The 18,990-nt window shown below is 56.4% G+C and carries 7 protein-coding genes; 2 read left to right on the forward strand and 5 right to left on the reverse strand.

Translation table 11 applies throughout. The features are described from left to right. Positions 1-4: 4 nt before the first annotated feature. Both norW and tehB read left to right on the forward strand, forming a co-directional pair. Positions 5-1,138, forward strand: coding sequence for an NADH:flavorubredoxin reductase NorW (gene norW / locus ACQE32_RS10145; RefSeq protein ID WP_426980942.1), 1,134 nt, complete (start codon positions 5-7; stop codon positions 1,136-1,138). Between the two features lie 14 nt (positions 1,139-1,152). Continuing rightward, a complete protein-coding gene (gene tehB / locus ACQE32_RS10150) occupies positions 1,153-2,016 on the forward strand; it encodes an SAM-dependent methyltransferase TehB (protein ID WP_427021691.1) in 864 nt (287 codons plus the stop codon). Positions 2,017-2,121: 105 nt separating this feature from the next. On the opposite strand, the gene ACQE32_RS10155 is transcribed toward tehB, so the two are convergent. The 5 genes from ACQE32_RS10155 to ACQE32_RS10175 form a co-directional block, all read right to left on the reverse strand. Then, positions 2,122-3,531 carry a hypothetical protein gene (locus tag ACQE32_RS10155; protein WP_427021692.1) on the reverse strand — a complete coding sequence of 470 codons (1,410 nt, stop codon included), beginning with the start codon at positions 3,529-3,531 and terminating at the stop codon, positions 2,122-2,124. Then, complete coding sequence (locus tag ACQE32_RS10160) at positions 3,528-5,225, reverse strand: Hsp70 family protein (protein WP_427021693.1); 1,698 nt, start codon at positions 5,223-5,225, stop codon at positions 3,528-3,530. The genes ACQE32_RS10155 and ACQE32_RS10160 overlap by 4 nt, the downstream gene beginning before the upstream one ends. A 578-nt stretch (positions 5,226-5,803) precedes the next feature. Further along, positions 5,804-6,187, reverse strand: a complete 384-nt coding sequence (locus ACQE32_RS10165; protein WP_427021694.1) for a hypothetical protein — start codon at positions 6,185-6,187, stop codon at positions 5,804-5,806. Positions 6,188-6,476: 289 nt separating this feature from the next. After that, a complete protein-coding gene (locus ACQE32_RS10170; RefSeq protein WP_427021695.1) occupies positions 6,477-6,776 on the reverse strand; it encodes a hypothetical protein in 300 nt (99 codons plus the stop codon). Then, positions 6,736-18,990, reverse strand: a complete 12,255-nt coding sequence (locus ACQE32_RS10175) for a hemagglutinin repeat-containing protein (protein ID WP_427021696.1) — start codon at positions 18,988-18,990, stop codon at positions 6,736-6,738. Before ACQE32_RS10175 ends, ACQE32_RS10170 begins: the two co-directional genes overlap by 41 nt.

Here is an 18,990-nt window from a genome sequence, read left to right on the forward strand (position 1 = left end):
GACTATGTCATCAGATATTGTCATTATCGGCTCCGGCTTTGCCGCCCGACAGCTGATTAAAAATCTGCGTCAGCAGAATAAAGAGATCGCTATCCGCCTGATCGCGGCGGACAGCTGCGATGAATACCATAAGCCAGAGCTGAGCCACGTTTTCTCTCTGGCGCAGCGGGCCGACGATCTGACCCGCGTTACCGCCGCTGAGTATGCGGAGAAGAACAACATCATGCTGCATCCGCATACGCGGGTAACGCGTATTGATGCCGCCGCGCATCGCATTGAGACCACGGCAGGCGACTTCGCCTACGGCAAGCTGGTGCTGGCTACCGGAGCCGAGGCACTGGTGCCGCCGGTCAGCGGCAGCGAGTTAATGTATACCCTGAACAGCCAGCAGGAGTATCGGCAGTGTGAAGAGAGCCTGCAGGGCGCGCAACGCGTGCTGCTGCTTGGCGGCGGACTCATCGGCACTGAACTGGCGATGGACCTTAATCGCGCCGGTAAACAGGTAACGGTAATCGATCGCAGCGGCGGCCTGTTATCCGCGCTGATGCCGCCGGAAATCAGCGGTCGTTTGCAACATCGCCTGCTGCAAGCAGGCGTGGAGATGCGCTTTAACAGCGAACTGGCTTCGCTGGCGCGCTATCACGATACGCTGGTCGCCACGCTGAGCAACGGCCAGCAGATCACCTGCGATGCGGCGGTATGTGCCATTGGCCTGCGTCCGAACATTGCACTGGCCCAACAGGCGGGCCTGACCACGCGGCGCGGCATCGTGGTAGACGATCGGCTGACCACGTCGCATCCCGATATTTTTGCGCTGGGCGACTGTGCAGAGATCCAGGGCAAACTGATGCCGTACCTGCAACCGGCTCAGCTGGCAGCGATGACGCTGGCGAAAAACCTGACCGGCAACAGCGCCAGCCTGAGCCTGCCGGCGATGCTGGTAAGGGTTAAAACGCCGGATCTGCCGCTGCACCTGGCAGGCAGCGCGGGCGATCCCGATCTGAACTGGGAGATGCAGTTCAGTAAAGCGGGCATTGTGGCAAAAGGAGTGGACGCTGTCGGACAGCTCAAAGCGTTCGTGGTCAGTGAAGATCATATGAAGCAGGCGCTTCCCCTGTTGAAACAGTTAACCCGTTAAACACGGAGCCAAACATGACCGACCTGATTTGTTATCAAACGCTGCCGCGCTGGAACAGTGATACCTTGCCGCCCGCCTGGCAGCAGCCTTACCGCACCGAGGCGGGCAGCTGGGCGCAGCCGAAGCTGTATAAAGGCACGCTGGATCTCGCCTTGCTGACTGAGCTGGGCGAGATAACCGAGACTTTAACCTTAACCGCTGATTCCCGCCCGCCGCGTCTGGGGCCGGAGCAACTGCATCGCGTGACCGGTTTCAGCCCGGACATGGAGTGCCAGCTGGCACTTTACTGCAAGCCGGAGGATTACTATCACCGCCGCTATCAGCTAACGCCGACGCATTCTGAGGTGGTGGAAGCGGCAAAAAACATTCCGCCGGGGCGCGTGCTGGATTTAGGCTGCGGCAACGGGCGCAATGTGCTTTATCTGCATCAGAAGGGGTTTGAGGTTGAGGGTTGGGATAAAAACAGCGACAGCCTGAACGGCCTGCGGCAGATTATTGCCACCGAGGCGCTGGAGGGGATTCGCCTGCAGCAGTGCGATTTAAATCAGGTCACGATTGAGAAGCAGTACGATTTTCTGCTCTCTACCGTGGTGATGATGTTTTTGCAGCCGGAGACGATCCCGGGGCTGATTGCTCAGATGCAGCAGGCCACCACGCCGGGCGGCCACAATCTGATTGTGGCGGCAATGAGTACGCCGGACTATCCCTGTCCGATGCCGTTCCCCTTTACCTTTAGCCGCAGCGAGCTGCTGGGCTATTACGACGGCTGGGATATTCTGAAGTACAACGAGAACCCCGGCGCGCTGCATAAAACCGACGCCCAGGGCAATCGCATCAAGCTGCGTTTCGCTACGCTGCTGGCACGCAGGCCAGTTTGAGTGTGAAGGTAAGTTAAAAAGGAAAAGCCCGGCGTAAAGCTGGGCTTTTTTATGTCACAGCAGTGCAACCGGAATAAACGCGCCGATAGCGATTAAATCATTCTGCTAGCCATAAAAGCTGGCGGCCAGATTCAGCAGCGCATCCAACAGCAGGCAGCAGAAGGTGGCATAGACGGCGAGAAGGCAATAGCTCGCCGCACTAAACTCCAGCGTTTCCAGCAGGCGCCAGGGGCTGCTGAGCAGCCGCGCGACGGCAATGCCCGGACGCCGCAGGCCGGGAACCTGTTTCGACCAGACCGACCAGAGAATAAGCCATTCAATCAGCACGATAAACAGCGGAGTCATGCCGGAAAAGCCTTCCCCTTTTGCGGCGCTGTTGCTAATAGACAGCGTCAGCACGCCGCTAAACAAAGCCATTAACAACGCCACCGAAACCAGACAATCCAGCAGAATAAATAGCCCCATCAGCGACGGCCTGCGCTGTAGCCCCATCAGGATCGGATCGCTGAGGTAGAGATAATAGACGACAATAGCGAACGCGATCGGCCCGACAGGCGGGCCTGGCGGAGAGCCGGAGATCGCCAAAGGAAGAATCCCACCCCAGAACGCCATCAGAAACAGTCCCTGCCAGCTCAACGCACAGCGGCGCGCGCTGATGAATTCGAGTATCGCGGGATTAAGCCGCTGGACTAGCTCAGGAAAAGTCTCGTTAAGCGTATTGACCTGTCGCGTCATTTTCGCGATCAGCCCCGGCACCAGACGCACCCAAAACGGTGCGGCGGCGCGCTCGCCGCACAGCAGCTCCAGCGCCAGGCGCGTGGAGAGATCGCCGTGCAGCGATTCATTTTTCACCTCATGCCAGGCCCGCTCGCGCTCGGTTGCGCGAATTTGCGCATAAAGCGCTTCCTGCAACGCTTCCGGTACCAGATAGCCGCTGCTGTATTGGTTTAGCTCCCACTGTAACGCATCGCTGATTTTTTCCACCAGCCATTCTGACAGGCCGGGCTGCTCCGCCAGCGCGGCAGCCAGATCCTGATGAAACTGCTGCTGCTGTATCAGGTTGCCTTCACTGCTCACCCGCTGATGCAGCGCGTCAAGCGCCGTAAGATTCCCGTTCCCCTCTTTCACCAGCCCGGCAGCCAGCGCCTGCATCTCCTCTGGGGTATAGATCGACGTAAGCGAAGGCGGGAAAGCCGCAACGGCCTCCTGGCAGGGTTCGGCATCAAATGTCGGGGTAATTGAGGCATCAGCGTCCGCCTCAGCAACAGCGGTTTCTTCAGGGCGATGCGCGGCGTCCCTCTCAGCAGCATGGACGCTCTCAGGATAGTCGTCAGCCTCGTCCGGCTGAGGCGCGTTGGCACTGCTTTTCGCCCATTCAAATGCCTCACGCAGCCGCTGATACCCTTCTGGATCGCTGTCCGGGCGGCATGTTTTCAGCTCGCGCGCATAGGCGCGACGAATCAGTACTTCGTCACAGGTAGGCTCAATGCCTAAAATTTGCCAGCAGTTCATCACAATAATATCTCATCAACAGAGTCCAGTGCCTCGCAGACCTTCTGGCGCACGTCTGCGATACGCCGTTCATCCTGGCTGTCGAGCGCCTGTTCAAAGACGCTCATGACGTTATCGATCCAGACGCGCTCTTCTGCCAGCAACCGTTCAAACAGACGCGAGCCGCGCAGCAGCAAATCGCGGTTCTCCTGGCGATCGCGCGGGTGGCGCTTGAGATTGTTCAGCTTTTGCAGGCTCTGCTCGATTTGCTCCGCCGTCATCTGTCCCGGCACTTTCTCTATCACCAGTCGGGCACTGTTTGGGCCGTCGATCTGCTGGCACTGAACTTCCAGCAGGCCGTCCAGCGTATAGGTAAAACGAATATCCAGCGCCACCTCGCCCGCTCCGCGCGGCGGCACGTCAATATTCATCTCTCCGAGATAGACGTTATCTTTTACCCGCCGACCTTCGCCCTGATAAATTTTCAGCAGAACGCTGGTTTGGTTGTCGGCAACGGTGCTTACCGTTTTGCTTTTGCTCACCGGCAGCCAGGTGTTGCGCTCAATCAGTGGCAGGAAAAAGCTGCTCTCCAGGCTGCCGTGACTCTCTTTTGCCGTTTCCACGCCAAGCGAAAACGGCATCACATCGGTCAGAATGACGTCTTCGACCGCCGCATCCTTCATCACCATGCCTGCCTGCACGCCAGCACCCAGCGCGACCGCTTCATCGGGATGGAGATCGTGACGGGGAAAGCGACCGAACAGGCGCGCAACCGCCTGACGCACCAGCGGCATACGCGTCGCGCCGCCGACCAGCAGCACATGATCGAGATCCTGTAGCGAGAATCGCGCATCGTGCAGCGCCTGCATGACCGGCTGCTGCAGGCGGGCAAGCAGCGGCTGACAGCAGCGGGCAAGCTGCTCTTCATCCATTGTCCAGCGCCAGGTCTGCATTTGCCATAGCAACTCGACGCTGGCTTCCGGCGCGTGACTCAGGGCGAGCTTCAGCCAACCAGCCTGCTCCAGCAATGCGGGCTTCACCGCTGGCAGCGCCGCTTTTAACGCGGGCTGCTGATTAAGCATCCACTGGCAGATCGCCTCGTTGAAATCATCGCCGCCCAACTGCACATCGCCGCTGCTGGCGCGTACTTCAACCACGCCTTCAAACATGTCGATAACCGAGACATCGAAGGTGCCACCGCCTAAATCGAAGGTCAGGTATTTTTGCTCGCGGTTTTCCAGCAGCCCGAACGCCAGCGAGGCCGCCGTCGGCTCATTTAACAGACGCAACACGTTAAGGCCCGCCAGTTCGCCGGCGGTTTTCACCGCGCGCCGTTGCACGTCATTAAAATAGGCGGGAACGGTAATCACCGCGTCTTCGATGTGATGGCCGAGCCAGCTTTGCGCATCTTCCTTCAGCTGACGCAATAAAATGGCGGAGAGTTCTTCAGCGCGGAAAGTTTGATTCCCCAGCGTCAGCGTCGCTTCGGTGCCCATATAGCGTTTGAAGCTGGCCTGAGTCAGATGAGGATGGGTGCTGAGACGGGCAAGGGCCGGTTGACCGGTAAGCAGATTGCCTTCGTCATCTAAACCGACGACGGAAGGGGTTAACACGCTGCCAAATTTGTTGGCGATCAGCTGCGATTGCCCTTCGCGCCATAGCGCGACCGCGCTGTTGGTGGTGCCCAGATCGATGCCGATTACCTGCCTGGTTGTCATACGTTCTTCCTGTTGAGGCATCCTGCCCGTCCCGGCCGGGTTCAGCTGGCCGCGCGGCGCAGAGCCTTAAATGAATAACCTGATAAAGGGGTTTATCGTCGTATTGTATCGAATCTTTAGGCGCCTGCGCGGCATCAGAGCGTGCCGTGCGACGAGGACAAATATGTTTCAGCGGCGCAAAACAACGCGTATATAAAGAAGGAAGTCAATGCGAGTCGCTGTACGCTGAAATTATGGTAAAACGTGGTGACGCTTTGCAGCGTGGTTTCCCATTCCGATATTTTCGCCCTTTTCTCTACTAAAGCTGATATATGACTAAACCAATAGTAAATTATAACGCGTACAACATATGCAACTCAGCCGGGCTATTCATGATATGAGCTATATCCGGGATCAGAGCAAGTTTGAGCCGTCGCCGTCTATTAGACTTAAAAATGATGGATGCCGGTGCTGGTTTTTGAGATCGGGAAGAAGATCGGAGTAATCGCTGGACCGGAGCAGCTGATCATCGGTCTGGCCGTTGATAAGAAGCTGACCGATTTAAATTAACATCCCGCCGGTAAAAGATGGGATTCGGTTTACATAATCCCGCGTCTTAATCCTAAGCGGATTGCTTCAGATGGAAAAAGAGGCTGTAAAATGAAAACCTTACTGAAAACAAATATCTTTGGGGATAATGCTGTAACATCATATATGTTTTCAAGAACAATTTTTAAATTTGTTTTAAAAATAGAGATTCCTATATCATCAGCCAATACAAAAACACTTTCACCTGGCATAAAATTCATTTCCAGCAGTCTATCAGCATTTTCGTAATCAGAGTATTTAATATCATCCCAACGAACAGCCCCATTAACAAACGGATAGCTTTTTAAAATATTAATAGCAATTTTCTCATATTCCCCTTCAACGACACTAAAATCAGTCCTAAGCGCTTCTTTACACTCATCAAACAAAGTCATCAAAATCACCTATTTAACTGCTTAAATATTGTTTCAAAGGATTTCTCATTCCCTTCGAATGGTATAACTTGTTTCACTGCTTTCCCTGGAACTGCAGGCCAGTTGGCTCTGATAATCATTGTAACGCTCTTTCAAGCTCTGCCTCAGAACGTCCGGCTTGATGGCAGCGCTGGGTTTTGAAGCCGGAAAAAAGATTGAGGTGGTTTGTGAGCGGGGCGAGATGATCATCCGGCAAGCTGAAGAATGATTGGCAGTTAAACAGATCCCGGATCGGTGGCCGGGATCTTTATTAAAGGTATTGATTGGGAATATTTTTAATCTGCTCATCCAATGACCAGTTTTCGGGCTTATATTTTGGATTGTTCCATTTAGCACCGGCAGATAACCATTTCTCTCTATAGCGTTTTAATCCTACAAGAGTTGCATCTTCATAACCGAATTCTACTCCACAGCAATCACAGATATTAAAGCTTGCATCCTTTCCATCTTCACCCCAGGGCGGGTCCGATTGCATCGCTCCGCAGACTCTGCATACATAAAGTTCTTTGCTATTGTGCATTAAAATAATCCAAGTTAGTTTTATACCCATGGTCTGCTGGATCAGGCTTAAACATCGTCTTAGGCGCCCCATCAGCCCTTTTCACTGCAAATGTATTTGTGGCAGGATTGTAATACAAAGTATCACCATTAGGACGCGTTTTTACCAAAGTACCAGCAGGCGGTTTAGTGACAAAAGAATGCGTCGCTTCCACATATTGCTTAGAGTTTTGATATTCAGGGAATTCACTTTTGTGCTTGTCCCAGTGGCCGAAAGCATTTGATACAGGGTCTTTTTTCTTGGTTTCCGTCCAAATCTGAGTATCTTTAGCTTTCGCTGGGATCTGCTGACTGCCCTCGTTAATCAGCCCCGCCCCATTATTGACCGTAACAGGATCTTTAACTGGAATAGAATTAGCTTTATTCCCTCCAGTCCCCGTAGACAGATACGCATTCGAGGACAGCCCACCGCCAGCCGGAGAACCACCAACATTTCCCGCCCCGGCCATCGCCAGCGCATCGTTATTGCCTTTTGTGCTGGCCGCAATGTTTTGCTTAAACTCATCGTACTTCGACAGTACCGTTTTCAGCGTTGCCGCTGCGCCGCTGACAGCGCCTTTGCTGACTTTCGGCCCTTTCAGACCATACAATATTCCGGCAACATCTGCCGCCTGGTTAATATTGATAGCTATAGCAAACTTGTTCTTCGCTTCCTGGTAGCTGATATTCTGTGATTTCGCGTAACCCTCTATTGCGTAATCCCATTTATCAGCGCTGGTGTTCGCCACTATCTGGCTGACTTTAGCGTAGTCTTCCCGGTTCAGCTCCCGGTAGGTCAGCTGACCCACATAACCGTTGTAACTTTCTTTCAGGCCCTGCATCAGGGCGTTTGCATCCTGACAGGCCTCTGAAGTTTTTCCTTTTGCGCATGCATCCTGAGCATACTTATCAATTTCAGCATCAAGCCGGACCAGCTGTTCGTGGCGCGCCTCCAGTTCAGCCACTTCTTCAGGCGTTCTGGGGTGCAGGGCCAGTCCGGTTTTTGACAGTGCTAGTTCAATGCTGTTTTTTTCCTGAGCGTCTTCACCGCTCAGCGAATTATTCTCAACCGCATTTTTCCCGGCCTGCGCGCCGGTGGTCGCGGATGCCGTGCTGTTACCGGCAAGGCCGCCCGCCAGACCCGCTGCCAGCGTGCTCATCAGGCTCAGCTCCTGACGCTGCTCCTCACTCAGCGCATCAATCTTTTCCTGAGTATCCGCGCCAAAGCGTTGCTCAGCAATATAGCGCGCCGCCAGCTCGCCGCTGAAGGCGCCCGCCGCGCCCGCCACTGCGTTGCCGCCCGCCATCTGTGCGGCCACCGCGCCCCACACCGCGTGCGCTGCCGCATTCGCCGCCACGTTCACGTTGCCTTCCGCGTCGGTGGTCTGCTGTTTGATGACCTGTGCCACCCACGGGTTCAGCCCGCCTGCCGCCGCCTGCATCGCGTTGCCGCCCGCAACGCCGCTGATAATCGCGCCCAGCGACTGCACCACCATCTGATTCTTACTGCCGGTGCCCCAGGACCGCATCTCCTTCTGGTAGGCATCACTGCTGCGCAGTTCATCCAGCCATTTCTGCCGTTCTTTCTCACCGGCCCCCGCTGGCTGCTGGTTGCCGGTTTCCTCTTTGGCTTTCTCCAGCGCGATGATATCGCCATGGGTCTGCACGATATTGCTCATCTGGCCGGTGATTTCACCCGCCATCTGCGCCATCTGCAGCCGCTTCTGCTCTTTCTCCTTGTCAAAGATTGGGCTGATGCTGCCGTTGGCGTGCTCCGTGTCGCGGCTCAGGTCCGCCACGCGCTGCTGCTGCCGGTCCTGGTTACGGATGGTGACAGTGCCGTCGGCCACCGCCGACTGCGTGGTGCCCTCCGCATGGCCGCTGCTGCCCAGCCCTGCCAGCAGCGTGCCGGCAGTGTTAGAGAGCGCATTCGACAGCAGCTGACCGCCTGGCGAACCCTTGCTGGACATCCCGGCGCTGACGCCGCTGTGGCTGACCTTATAGTCCGCCGCGTTACCGATATCGCTGAAGCCCAGCGTGCCGGTGTCGAGGCGGTTCTTATCCGCACTCGCCGTTGAGGCAATCACCGCGCCGTCCAGCTGCGTGTGGCTGCCGGTGGTGATGTCAAAGCCGCCCTCGCCGGCAAAGATGCCGCTCTGCTCCTGCACGCTGTTGTAGCGGCTGCGCATTTTGTCCTGGCTGAGACTGATGTAACCGGAGCCATTCATCGAGCCAAAGGTAAAGCTACCGCCCGCCCCGAAGCTGGTCTGCTTCGAGTCGTAACGATCGCTGTCCTGCTGGCTGCTAATTGTCAGGTCACGCCCGATATCCGCCGTGACCTTGTTGCCGCTGACCTGCGCGCCGTTCAGCATGGCATCACGCCCGCTGTTCAGCGCCACGTTGCCGCCGCTGTCCAGCGTGGTCTCGCTCCAGCGCGTGCCGTTGCCGCTCTCTTTGCCCTTCGCGCCGTTGACGCTGGCAAAGATGCTTATGCCCGCACTACCGCTGCCCACGCCGAAACTTAGGCCCACGCCGCCGCCGCTGCTGCTGTTTTTGCCGCTGCTCTGCTGCGTGCTGGCCGCGCCGGTTAACAGGATATCCCTGGCGGCGTTCAGCGTGCTGTCGCCCGCCACCTTCATCTGGCTGCCGCCAATCAGAATATCGCCGCTGTGCGCGCTGTCGCCTTTACCGTTAGCGGTAATCGTCAAATCTTTACCGGCGTTCAGCGTGGAGCCGTTAACCGTATCAGAACTCTGATGCTGCTGCGATTTCGATTTTTGCGTGGTCAGTGAGACGCTGATGCCTACGCCATTATTCGGATCGCCGCTGGCCGTTGCCTGCTGTGACGCCAGCACTGCCTGTACGCCGGAGAGCGCGGTTTTGGTCGCCTGCAGCGCCGCGAGTCTGCCGTCGCTTTCGCTTTTTGCCGCCTGCGCGGTTGCCACTGCGCTATTGATGGCTTCGCCTACCGCGCCGGACAGCGCCAGCGTCAGACCACTCTTTTTCTGCTCAAAGCGTTCGTCACGGGTACGCTTATCGTGGCCCGGCTCGATCACTACCGCATCGCCGTTGATATCCAGGCTTTTGCCTGCCACCAAATCCGCCCCGCCAATATGCGTTTGCCCGCCTGAGGTAATCACCACATCGCCACCGGTGCTGCCCACGGTGCTGACGCTCTGGCTTTGCGTGGTGCCCTTCTCACGCAGATCGTGCACCGATTTGCTGCTGCCGATGGTAAAGCCAATGCCGCCGCTGCCCATCAGGCCGCTTTTTTTGGTTTCCTTAAAGCGCCAGCTGGAGTCGGTGTTGGTAGCCGCTGCAATATCTACATTGTTGCCTGCCCTCAGTGCAACGCTGCCATCGCCCACCACCTGCGAGCCTTTGACCAGCAGATCGTTGCCCGCCGTGACCGCGACATTATTACCGCTCAGCAGCGTGCCCGCCTCACGCGTGGCGCTGTCCTCTTCGATGGTGTGCGTGGTTTTCTTCTTCAGGAAACCTTTTTTGGTTTTGGTTTCCTCTTTGTAGTGATAATCACTTTCGGTCGCGGTGTTCAGGTTAACGTTATGACCGGCGGCAACCGCGATATCCTGCTGCGCGGTGACCTGGGTTGCGCTGCTGTTCAGGTCGCGCCCGGCCAATAATGAGGTATCGCCACCGCTGGCGACTTCGGTGCCCTGCTGGCGTACATGCTCATTGATTTCCTGCTTTTTGCCCGCCTTGTAGCTGTTGCCGGAACGGGTTTCTTCTGCCAGCAGATTAAGATCGCGTCCCGCCAGCAATGCCACGTCACCTTCCGCCGCCAGACCTGCCGCCTGGCTGGTGAGATCGCGCCCTGCCGCCAGTTGCAAATCGCTGCCGCTGGAAATAGTGGTGCGATCCAGACCAGAGGCGTGAGACTCCGATTTGCCATTGCGGCTGTTTTGCTGCGTGGTTGCAGCGTTGAGGTTGAGATCGCGTTCAGCTTTCGCAGCCAAAGCGCCTTTTGCTCTAATACTGACTGCCTGGCTATGGACATCACGTCCAGCCGTTAAAACAAGGTTTCCACCACTGCTCAGGGAAGTACGATCATAACCTTGACTATCAGAAGCTATCTTATTTTTACTGTTGCTTTGGCGGTTGGCTGCAGCATTTAAGTTAATATCATTACCTGCAGTTATTGACATGTTTTGATTAGCAGTAACTGTGCTGGCATTAAGCGTAAGGTCTTTTCCTGCATTTATAATTGCGCTGCCGCCTGCTGATATAATACTTTGCTGGTTATCAAGTGTGATGTTGCTATTGCTTTGGCCGCGATCGAACCAATTACGATAAGCACTGGACTGGCTTTGCTCCTGTTTTATTTCATTTGCTGTTACGCTAATATCGCCCCATGCCTGCATTAACAAACTTTTTGACGATATAATTTCAGCTCCCTGCACACTGATATTTTTCCCAGCACTTATGCTGAGATCTTCTAGTGCACTAATGCTGGCCGTTTTACCATTATCCGTTTTTGTTAAATTAACACTTATGCCATTTTTACGGCTGGCATTGCTTTTCCATACCTGCGTTTCTGTAATGTTATTAATGCTGCCGTCCAGGCTTTCCAGCGCGACTTTTTTCCCGCTGATGGCAGAACCGATATTATTGATATCGTTTAACGCGCTCAGCTGGAGATCGCTGCCCGCATTAATCAGCCCCTGATTCAGGTTATTAATGCTGTTCTGGCTATCAAGGTTTAGATCCGCTTTAGCGGTAAGCGTGCTGCCGCTATTGGTGATATTACCTGCGTCCAGCTTGACGTTATTACCGGCAATCACGCTGCCGTTATTTACCGTCACATCCTTCGGCGACAGATAAACTTTCGGCACCATCACCGTTTCACCATTAACGGTGGCGGCTTCCCACCAGATAATGCTGTGATCAAGCGAGGCAATCTGATCGGCGGTCAGGGATACGCCAAACTGCAGGCCCAACGACTGCTGTGCGGCGGCAGCGTTATCCATCAGGTAACGCATCTGTTCCAGATCGGAACCGATACCGTTAATGTAGCGGCTGCCGGTTTGATTGATTACCGTATTGCTGACGTAACGCGTATCGAATGCCGCATCGCCCAGGAAACGATAGTCATATTCCGGGTGCAGATTCAGGCGATCCAGCAAATAGGAAGACCCTAAAAAGGCTTTTTCATCAGTGAACTGAGTACGCGTTTCCTGCGCTGGCGCGGTTCCCGGCTGCGTACCGAGTAAGGCATAGAGATCGCCATACAGTTCCTTATCCATCTGCCCTAAGCCGTTTAATTTCGGGTTTACGGTGATCAGATAATGGCTGTTTGGATCGGTGGAAGGCACAAAGTAGCCATTGTTACCGCTCGGTAAGGGATAGGCGCTGGTATCAACCTGGTTGCCCTGATAGTTATTTAACGCCTGACCTGTAGTATTAGCAGCGGCCAGCTGTGCCGCCTTCTCTAACGGCGATGCGCCTTTACGCGAACCATCATACTGATTAAGCGCTGCGCTGGATCCGCTGCTCTTCTCCAGCGAGCCACCGCCGTTAATCGCCTGCAATGCATTTTGCAGCTGATCGCGCCACTGCGGTGAATTAATGGCAAGCCCCGTAACGGGAGTTAGTGATTGTGTTTGCTGCGCACCGTTAATATTTTGCTGGCTCAGTCGGATTAATGTTGGCGCAGCTAACGAATGGCTGACCACGCCCGAATTAGCCGTAGTAGCGCTATTGCTAATATTATCGCTAAAGCTTGCATTGATATTGCCACCAGCCTGAATAACCGATCGGTAAAGCGCTCCAGGACTAAACTCTGTTTCATGACCGGTAAGCTGATAGGTAAAGTTGCTTCCTTTTGCGCCATCCTGGGTTCTTTGTGTTGTTAATGGAATTTCGGCATACGGTCCAACCGGTGGATTACCTGTACCATAGTGATAGACCAGATATTCGTTACTGATGCCTGATTGCCAGCTTTGATTGTTTAACTGCTCTCCCGACAAAGACATATTCTTATTTGCCAGGATATCACTGGCCTGATTCTCCAGCGTTTTGGCGGCAATAGTGAGATCGCGTCCGGAGGCTAATCGAGCGGCTCCGCCATTACTAACTACATCAACCTGAGTTTTGCTAACAGCGAACTTTTGTATAATCGCCTCTTTATTTTCCAGCGGCGCATACCAGATTTTTCTTGTGATGTGAGTTGAACAACTGCCATGAGAGCCACAACCCAATCTGTCTTCACTTTCAACCAAGGTGGTGTAATAACCGTAGCTACCCAGCGGTAACTGGAAAATCGATATTTTTATCGTCGCATTTCCTACGCCTTCCGGTGTGGATAATTGCTCAATTTTTTGGCTAACCTTTAGTCCTTCTCTTGTATTCAACAAATGTCCAGTCTTAACCGTGATATCGCCGTTCTGCGTCTCGATGGTGCCAGAGGTGTTTACCACCTCGGTATTGGCATTGCCCGCCGCGTCGCGCTGCATCCACAGGCTGTTACCCGCCAGTACATCACCCTGCTGGTTTTTGATGCTGTTGGCGTAGAGATAAAGGTTATTCGCCGCGTAAAGCAGCGCGGTGTTCACGATGCTGCCCGGCGCGCTGAGCGTCAGGTTGCCCAGCGTGCCGGTAAAGCCGTCGAGCGCAATATCGCTGCGGCTGGTGAGATTGATATTGCCGCCACCCTGCAAGGTGCCACTGCCGTTCATAACGATGCGGTTGCCGCTTAACGTGCTGTCGCCGCTGCCGCTGGTGAGTTGGCCGTTGTTTATCAGATCGCCGCCCGCGCCAAGCGTCAGCGCCTGGCCCTGCATGGTGCCCAGGTTTTCCAGCGCGCCGTTACTGCTCACGCTCAGCTGGTTACCGGCGGCCAGCGTGCCTTTGTTGGTAAAGGCGTTAATCAGCTTCAGCGTCGCATTGCCCAACGCCACCACCTGCCCAGGCTGGTCGAGACCGTTGCTGTTCAGCACCAGGTTGCCGCCGCTGAACAGTTTGCCTGCCGCCTGCTGGTTTACCTGCGTGGCGGTGACGTTCAGCTGATGGTTACCCAACAGAGTGCCGCCGTTGGTCAGCTGCTGATAGTTAACGCTGAGGTTGTTGCCCTGCACGCTGCCCTGGTTATTCAAACCGTTGCCGGTCAGGGTGCCCTGCTGCTGCGCCAGCAGCGTGCCGTTATTGTTGGCGTTGGCGGCATTCAGGATCAGCTGCGTCGCCTGCAGCCAGCCGCTGTTGGTGAGCTGCGGGGTGTTCAACGTCAGTTCGCCGCCGGAAAGTATTTTTCCGCTATTGTTCGCCAGGCCGGTGGCGTTAATTCCGCTTGTTCCGCCGCCCTGAATCAGGCCGTAGTTGAACAGCTCCGGCGTTTTAAGCGTCAGCGCCTTCTGGCTGAGCAATGTGCCGTTAGCCGCATTGGTTAAACGACCGCTTAGCGTCAGCAGCAGGTTGTTATCGCCCTGCATCCGGCCACGGTTTTCCAGCGCGCCGCTAATCACCTGCAGTTCGCCGCCCTGAATACGTCCGGCGTTATTTACCGATGCCGCCTGCAGATCCAGCTTACCCGCCGTCAGCAGGGTTTTATCCTGCTGCTGGGTCAGCGCCCCGTTAAGTTTTACCGTCAGGCCGTTAACGCCGCTGATATCGCCGCCGTTATTTAGCGTGTTGCCGTTCAGCGTCAGGTTTTTGGCTGCCCATTGTCCCTGGTTGGTTAACGCCAGCGCCTGCAATGCCGCCGTGCCGTTAGCGCTGATTTTGCTGCCAGCAGTGGAGTCCAGCTTATCCGCGAGCATCAGCTGCATACCGTCGGCGCTCTGGATCGCGCCGCCATTGGTCAGCCGCTGCGCGTTCAGCAGAATCTGTTGCCCCTGCCAGCTGCCGTTGTTAGTGACGTTGTCGCTATTGATGGTTAAGGTGCCCTGCGTCAGCAGCGCGCCGCCCTGGTTATTGATCAGCTCACGCGCGGGCGTGGTCAGTGCCATCAGCATCATGCGGCCCGCCATCTGCGGCAGCGCGCCCAGCGTCAGCGCCTGTAGCCCAATCAGGCTGCCCTGATTAATCACTTTCGCCGGTGCGATATGCAGCGTTTTTCCCTGTACCGAACCGCTGTTGTTCAGGCTGTCGCCGGTGAGCGTCATCGCGCCCGCGCTCAGCACATCGCCCTGGTTGGTCAGGGTCTGCGCGTGGATCTGCGCGGCATCCTGACTGAGCAGATCGCCGTTGTTAGTGAGCAGCCCCGCAACGTTCGCGGTCAGCCCGCCGTTGCTCAGCAGCGATCCCTGATGTTGCCAGTTGTTGGCGCTAACCTGCGCCTGTTCACCCTGCAGGGTGCCGCTGGTCGTTAGCCGATCGGCGTTCAGCGCTAACAGCCCGCCGGAAAGCGTACGGCTGCCCGCCGCGCTGGTCAGGCTGTCGCCCTGAGCATCCAGCAGAGAACTGCCCTGCCACAGCCCGCTGTTATTAAGCGTCTGGCCGCGCAGCGTCAGGCCGTCAGCAAGGATTTTTCCCTGGTTGGTCAGGCTGTTTGCCGTCAGGCTGGCATCGCCCTGGCTTAACAGGCTGCCGCCGTTGTTTAGCTCATCACGCAGGCTGCCGGTAAGCTGGTCGATGCCGTTGATGGTGCCCAGGTTTTCCAGCGTATTGCCGTTAATCTCAATCTTTTTGCCCTGCCAGCCGCCTTCATTGCTGAAGCGATCACCGTGCAGCAGCAGACTGTCGCCGCTCAGCAGCGTGCCGCTGGCCTGGTTATCCAGCTGCTGCGCAGTGATATCCAGCACACCATCGCCCTGCAGCGCACCACGGTTATGCAGCGTATTGGCCGTTAGCGTCAGGTTCTGTGCGGCCAGCGCGCCGTTGTTCTCCAGCGTTTGCGCATTGAGCGTGGCCTGCTGCGCCAGCAGTTCGCCGTTGTTGGTCAGCGTTTCATTAACCTGAGCGGAAATCGTATCGGCCAGCATTTTGCCGCCGTTGCCGGCCTGACGGGCGTTGAGATCCAGCGCGCCATCCACCTGCAACAGCCCGGCGTTATCCAGCCGATCCAGCGTTAACGCCAGTGGCCCGCCGCTCAGCAGTTCGCCATCCTGCTGGTTGTTAAGCTGGCTGCTGTTCAGCGTCAGGATGCTGTTGCCCTGCAGCAGTCCGCCGTTGGTGAGCTGCGGCGAGGTAAGGTTAAGGCGATCCGCTGCCAGCTTGCCCTGGTTAAGGATGCGATCGCCGGTTAAAGTAAGCGCTTGCTCACTTATCAGGCTGCCGCCATTGTTGATGTCATTATTAACTTGCGCATCCAGCAGCGAGGAGGCGCGTGCGCTGCCGCTGTTTTGCCAGCTTTGCGCATTAACCCGCAGCGTATCCGCCTGCAAAACGCCCTGGTTATCCAGCTGCGTGGCGGCGAGATCCAGTGTGCCGCCGCTAAGCAGCTGTCCGCTGCTCTGGTTGCCGATCGTGTCGCCATGCAGCGTTAGCTCGTCGTTGCCCTGTAGCAGGCCGCTGTTAATCAGATCGCCGCGCAGCGTTAATGCCTGAGCCACCAGCCAGCCGCTGTTATCGCTGCTGTCAGCCTGAAGCAGAACGCCATGCTGGCCTAAAATTTTGCCGCTGTTGTGCAGCGTTTTGGTCTGTAAGTCGGCGTCGTGCTCGCTGAGCGCGTTGCCGCTGTTCTGCCAGTCGTTAACGTTTACCGCCAGCGCATCGCCCTGCGTCAGCCCCTGATTATCCAGGCTGTCGCCCTGTAGCGTCAGTTTGCCGCCACTGAGCAGCGTTCCGCCGTTGGTCAGGTCACTGCCGGTAATGGCAAGATCTTTGTTACCCTGCAGCAGGCCGTTGTTGTGCAGCGTATCGGCGTTGATCACCAGGCTGTCTGCCGCCAGTTGCCCCTCGTTACTCAGCTGTTTTTGCTGTAGCTGCATTGCCCCCTGCGCCAGCAAATATCCACCCTGCTGGTTAAGCAGCTGGTTATGGCTGGCGTTGAGCGTGGCAGCGTTGATCTCGCCGCTGTTGATTAAGCTGTCGCCGCTGAGCAGCAGTCCGGCGTCGCTTTTGATCAGGCCGCTATTGTTAAGCTCAGGTAAGTCAAGCAAGAGGTCGCTGGCGGAGGCGATACTGCCGCCGCTCAGGTTATCCAGCCGATCGGCAGTCAGCCCCAGATTTTTACTGCCCTGAATCAGGCCGCTGTTGGTAAGCTGCGGGCTGTTGAGCGTCAGTTGCGGCGCGCTCAGCGAACCCTGATTAAACAGATTGCCACTGGTGATCATCAGCGCATCCTGACCGGCAATAGCGCCGCTGTTGTCCAGCGTATCAGCAAGGGTCAGTTGCGTGGTGCCTGAGTTTATCGTGCCGCTTTGCGTCAGCCGATCGGCGATGATTTCGCTGCGCTTGCCGCCGAGGATATCTTTGCTGTTGGTCAGGTTCTTGCCGTGAACCAGCAGGTCATCGCCCGTCAGCCTGCCGCCGTTATTCAACTCGTCGGCGGTGATATGCAGCGTGCTGTTGCCCTGGATCAGGCCGCTATTGGTGAGCTGCGGGCTGTTGAGCGACAGCTGCGGCGCAATAAGCGATCCCTGATTAAACAGGCTTTCGCTGCTGATATTCAGCGCTTCCTGCGCGCTGGTTTCGCCGCCGTTATCCAGCCGCTGCGTCACCGCGATCTGCGTGGTGCCCTGTGCGCTCAGCGTGCCGTTTTGCGTTAGCCGATCGGCGCTAATTTCACTGCGCCTGCCGCCGAGGATATCGCCGCTGTTGGTCAGGGTTTTTCCTTTCAGCGTCAGGCTATCGGCAGAGAGCGTACCGCTGTTCTCCAGCGCATCAGCCGTCAGCGCCAGCGTGCGATTGCCCTGCATCTCTCCGCTATTGTTCAGCTGTCCGGCATTGAGCGTTAACGCCTCGTTGCTATGCATCGTGCCGCTGTTGCCGATCTGCGCGGCGCTAATATCCAGCATGTGGCCGCCCTGAATCTGCCCACTGTTCTCCAGCGTATCGGCATGCAGCGTTTGCTGCTGCGCCAGCAGCGCGCCGCTGTTTTTCGCCTGTGCTGCACTAAGCGTCAGTGTGCCACCTGCGGTAAGCTGCGCGGCATTCTCTACCCCGTTACGCGCCGTGAGTTTGATATTGTTGCCGCTGTCAGCCGTGCTTGCCTTATCGGTTTTTATCTCTGCGGCGCTGAGCTGAATATCTTTTCCGGCGGTGAGTTTGCCCTGGTTAAGAGCAACCTTGCCGTTGCCGGTCAGGCTAATAGTGCTATCGCTGACCAGCGATCCCGCATTAACCGCCACCTCCTGTACGCCGTTCAGCGTTACCGCGCCGCCCGCTTTATGATCGCCGCTCAGGGCGATGCTCTCGCCTTTGGCCGTCAGCGCGCCGCTGGTCAGGCTGTTTTTCAGCGTCAGTCTGCCGCTGGCATCCAGCACCATATCGCCCTGGCGGGCATTCAGGTTGCCAAGGTTAACCCCGACGCCTTTTTCGCTGGAGACCAGATGAATGCGATTAGCATACATGCCGCCCAGCGCGCCGGTATCCACCGCTACGCCCGGCGCCGCGCCGCTGCCGCTAATCGGCGTGACGCTGCCATCCTGCGCCACCCGGTTGGCCCCGGCGATCAGCTTCAGATCGTTGGCGTGGATCGCTGCGTTGATTTCGGTGGCGCGTGAAATAAGGGAAAGCGCGTCGCTCTGGCTGGCATCCAGCCCCTGCCCTTCCACGGTAATGGTGCCCTGGCTGACCGTCAGTGCCTGCAGGTTGCCCTGCGCATCCATGACCGGCTTGCCGGTAGTCAGAGTGGCATTGGGTGTGTTAATAAAACCGCAGCCGTTACAGGTAATGCCGTAAGGGTTCGCCACCATCACGTTGGCCGCTTTCCCAGCCACTTCGGTATAGCCCTGTAGCTGCGAACGGTTCGCGCCGGTTACTTCGTTGATGATCGCTTTGGCTTCCTGCCCGGCTTTCAGATTGGGGTTGTTCTGGATCAGGCCGCCCAGCTGCGTCGGGGTGAGCTGGCCGGTGGCGTTATTAAGGATCAGCCCCTCTTTGCCCACATTGTAATTCTGATACTGGTTATGAGAGAGACCCGCCTGGTTTGGCGTGGCGATATTGATCACCGGTACGCCGTTAGCGGCCTTATCCAGCTGGGTGCCTTTACTGGTTGGGGCGATGCCCGCCGCCAGCGCAGGCAACAGCGGTTGCCAGGCTATTAATGCGCAAATCAGGTAGCTCAGCAGACGTTGAGAAAGGCGTACCGGTTGTTGTTGATTGTCCAT

Origin of the sequence: Pantoea sp. FN0302, from assembly GCF_050113775.1 — a bacterium.
In the GTDB taxonomy this organism is placed as follows: domain Bacteria; phylum Pseudomonadota; class Gammaproteobacteria; order Enterobacterales; family Enterobacteriaceae; genus Mixta; species Mixta alhagi.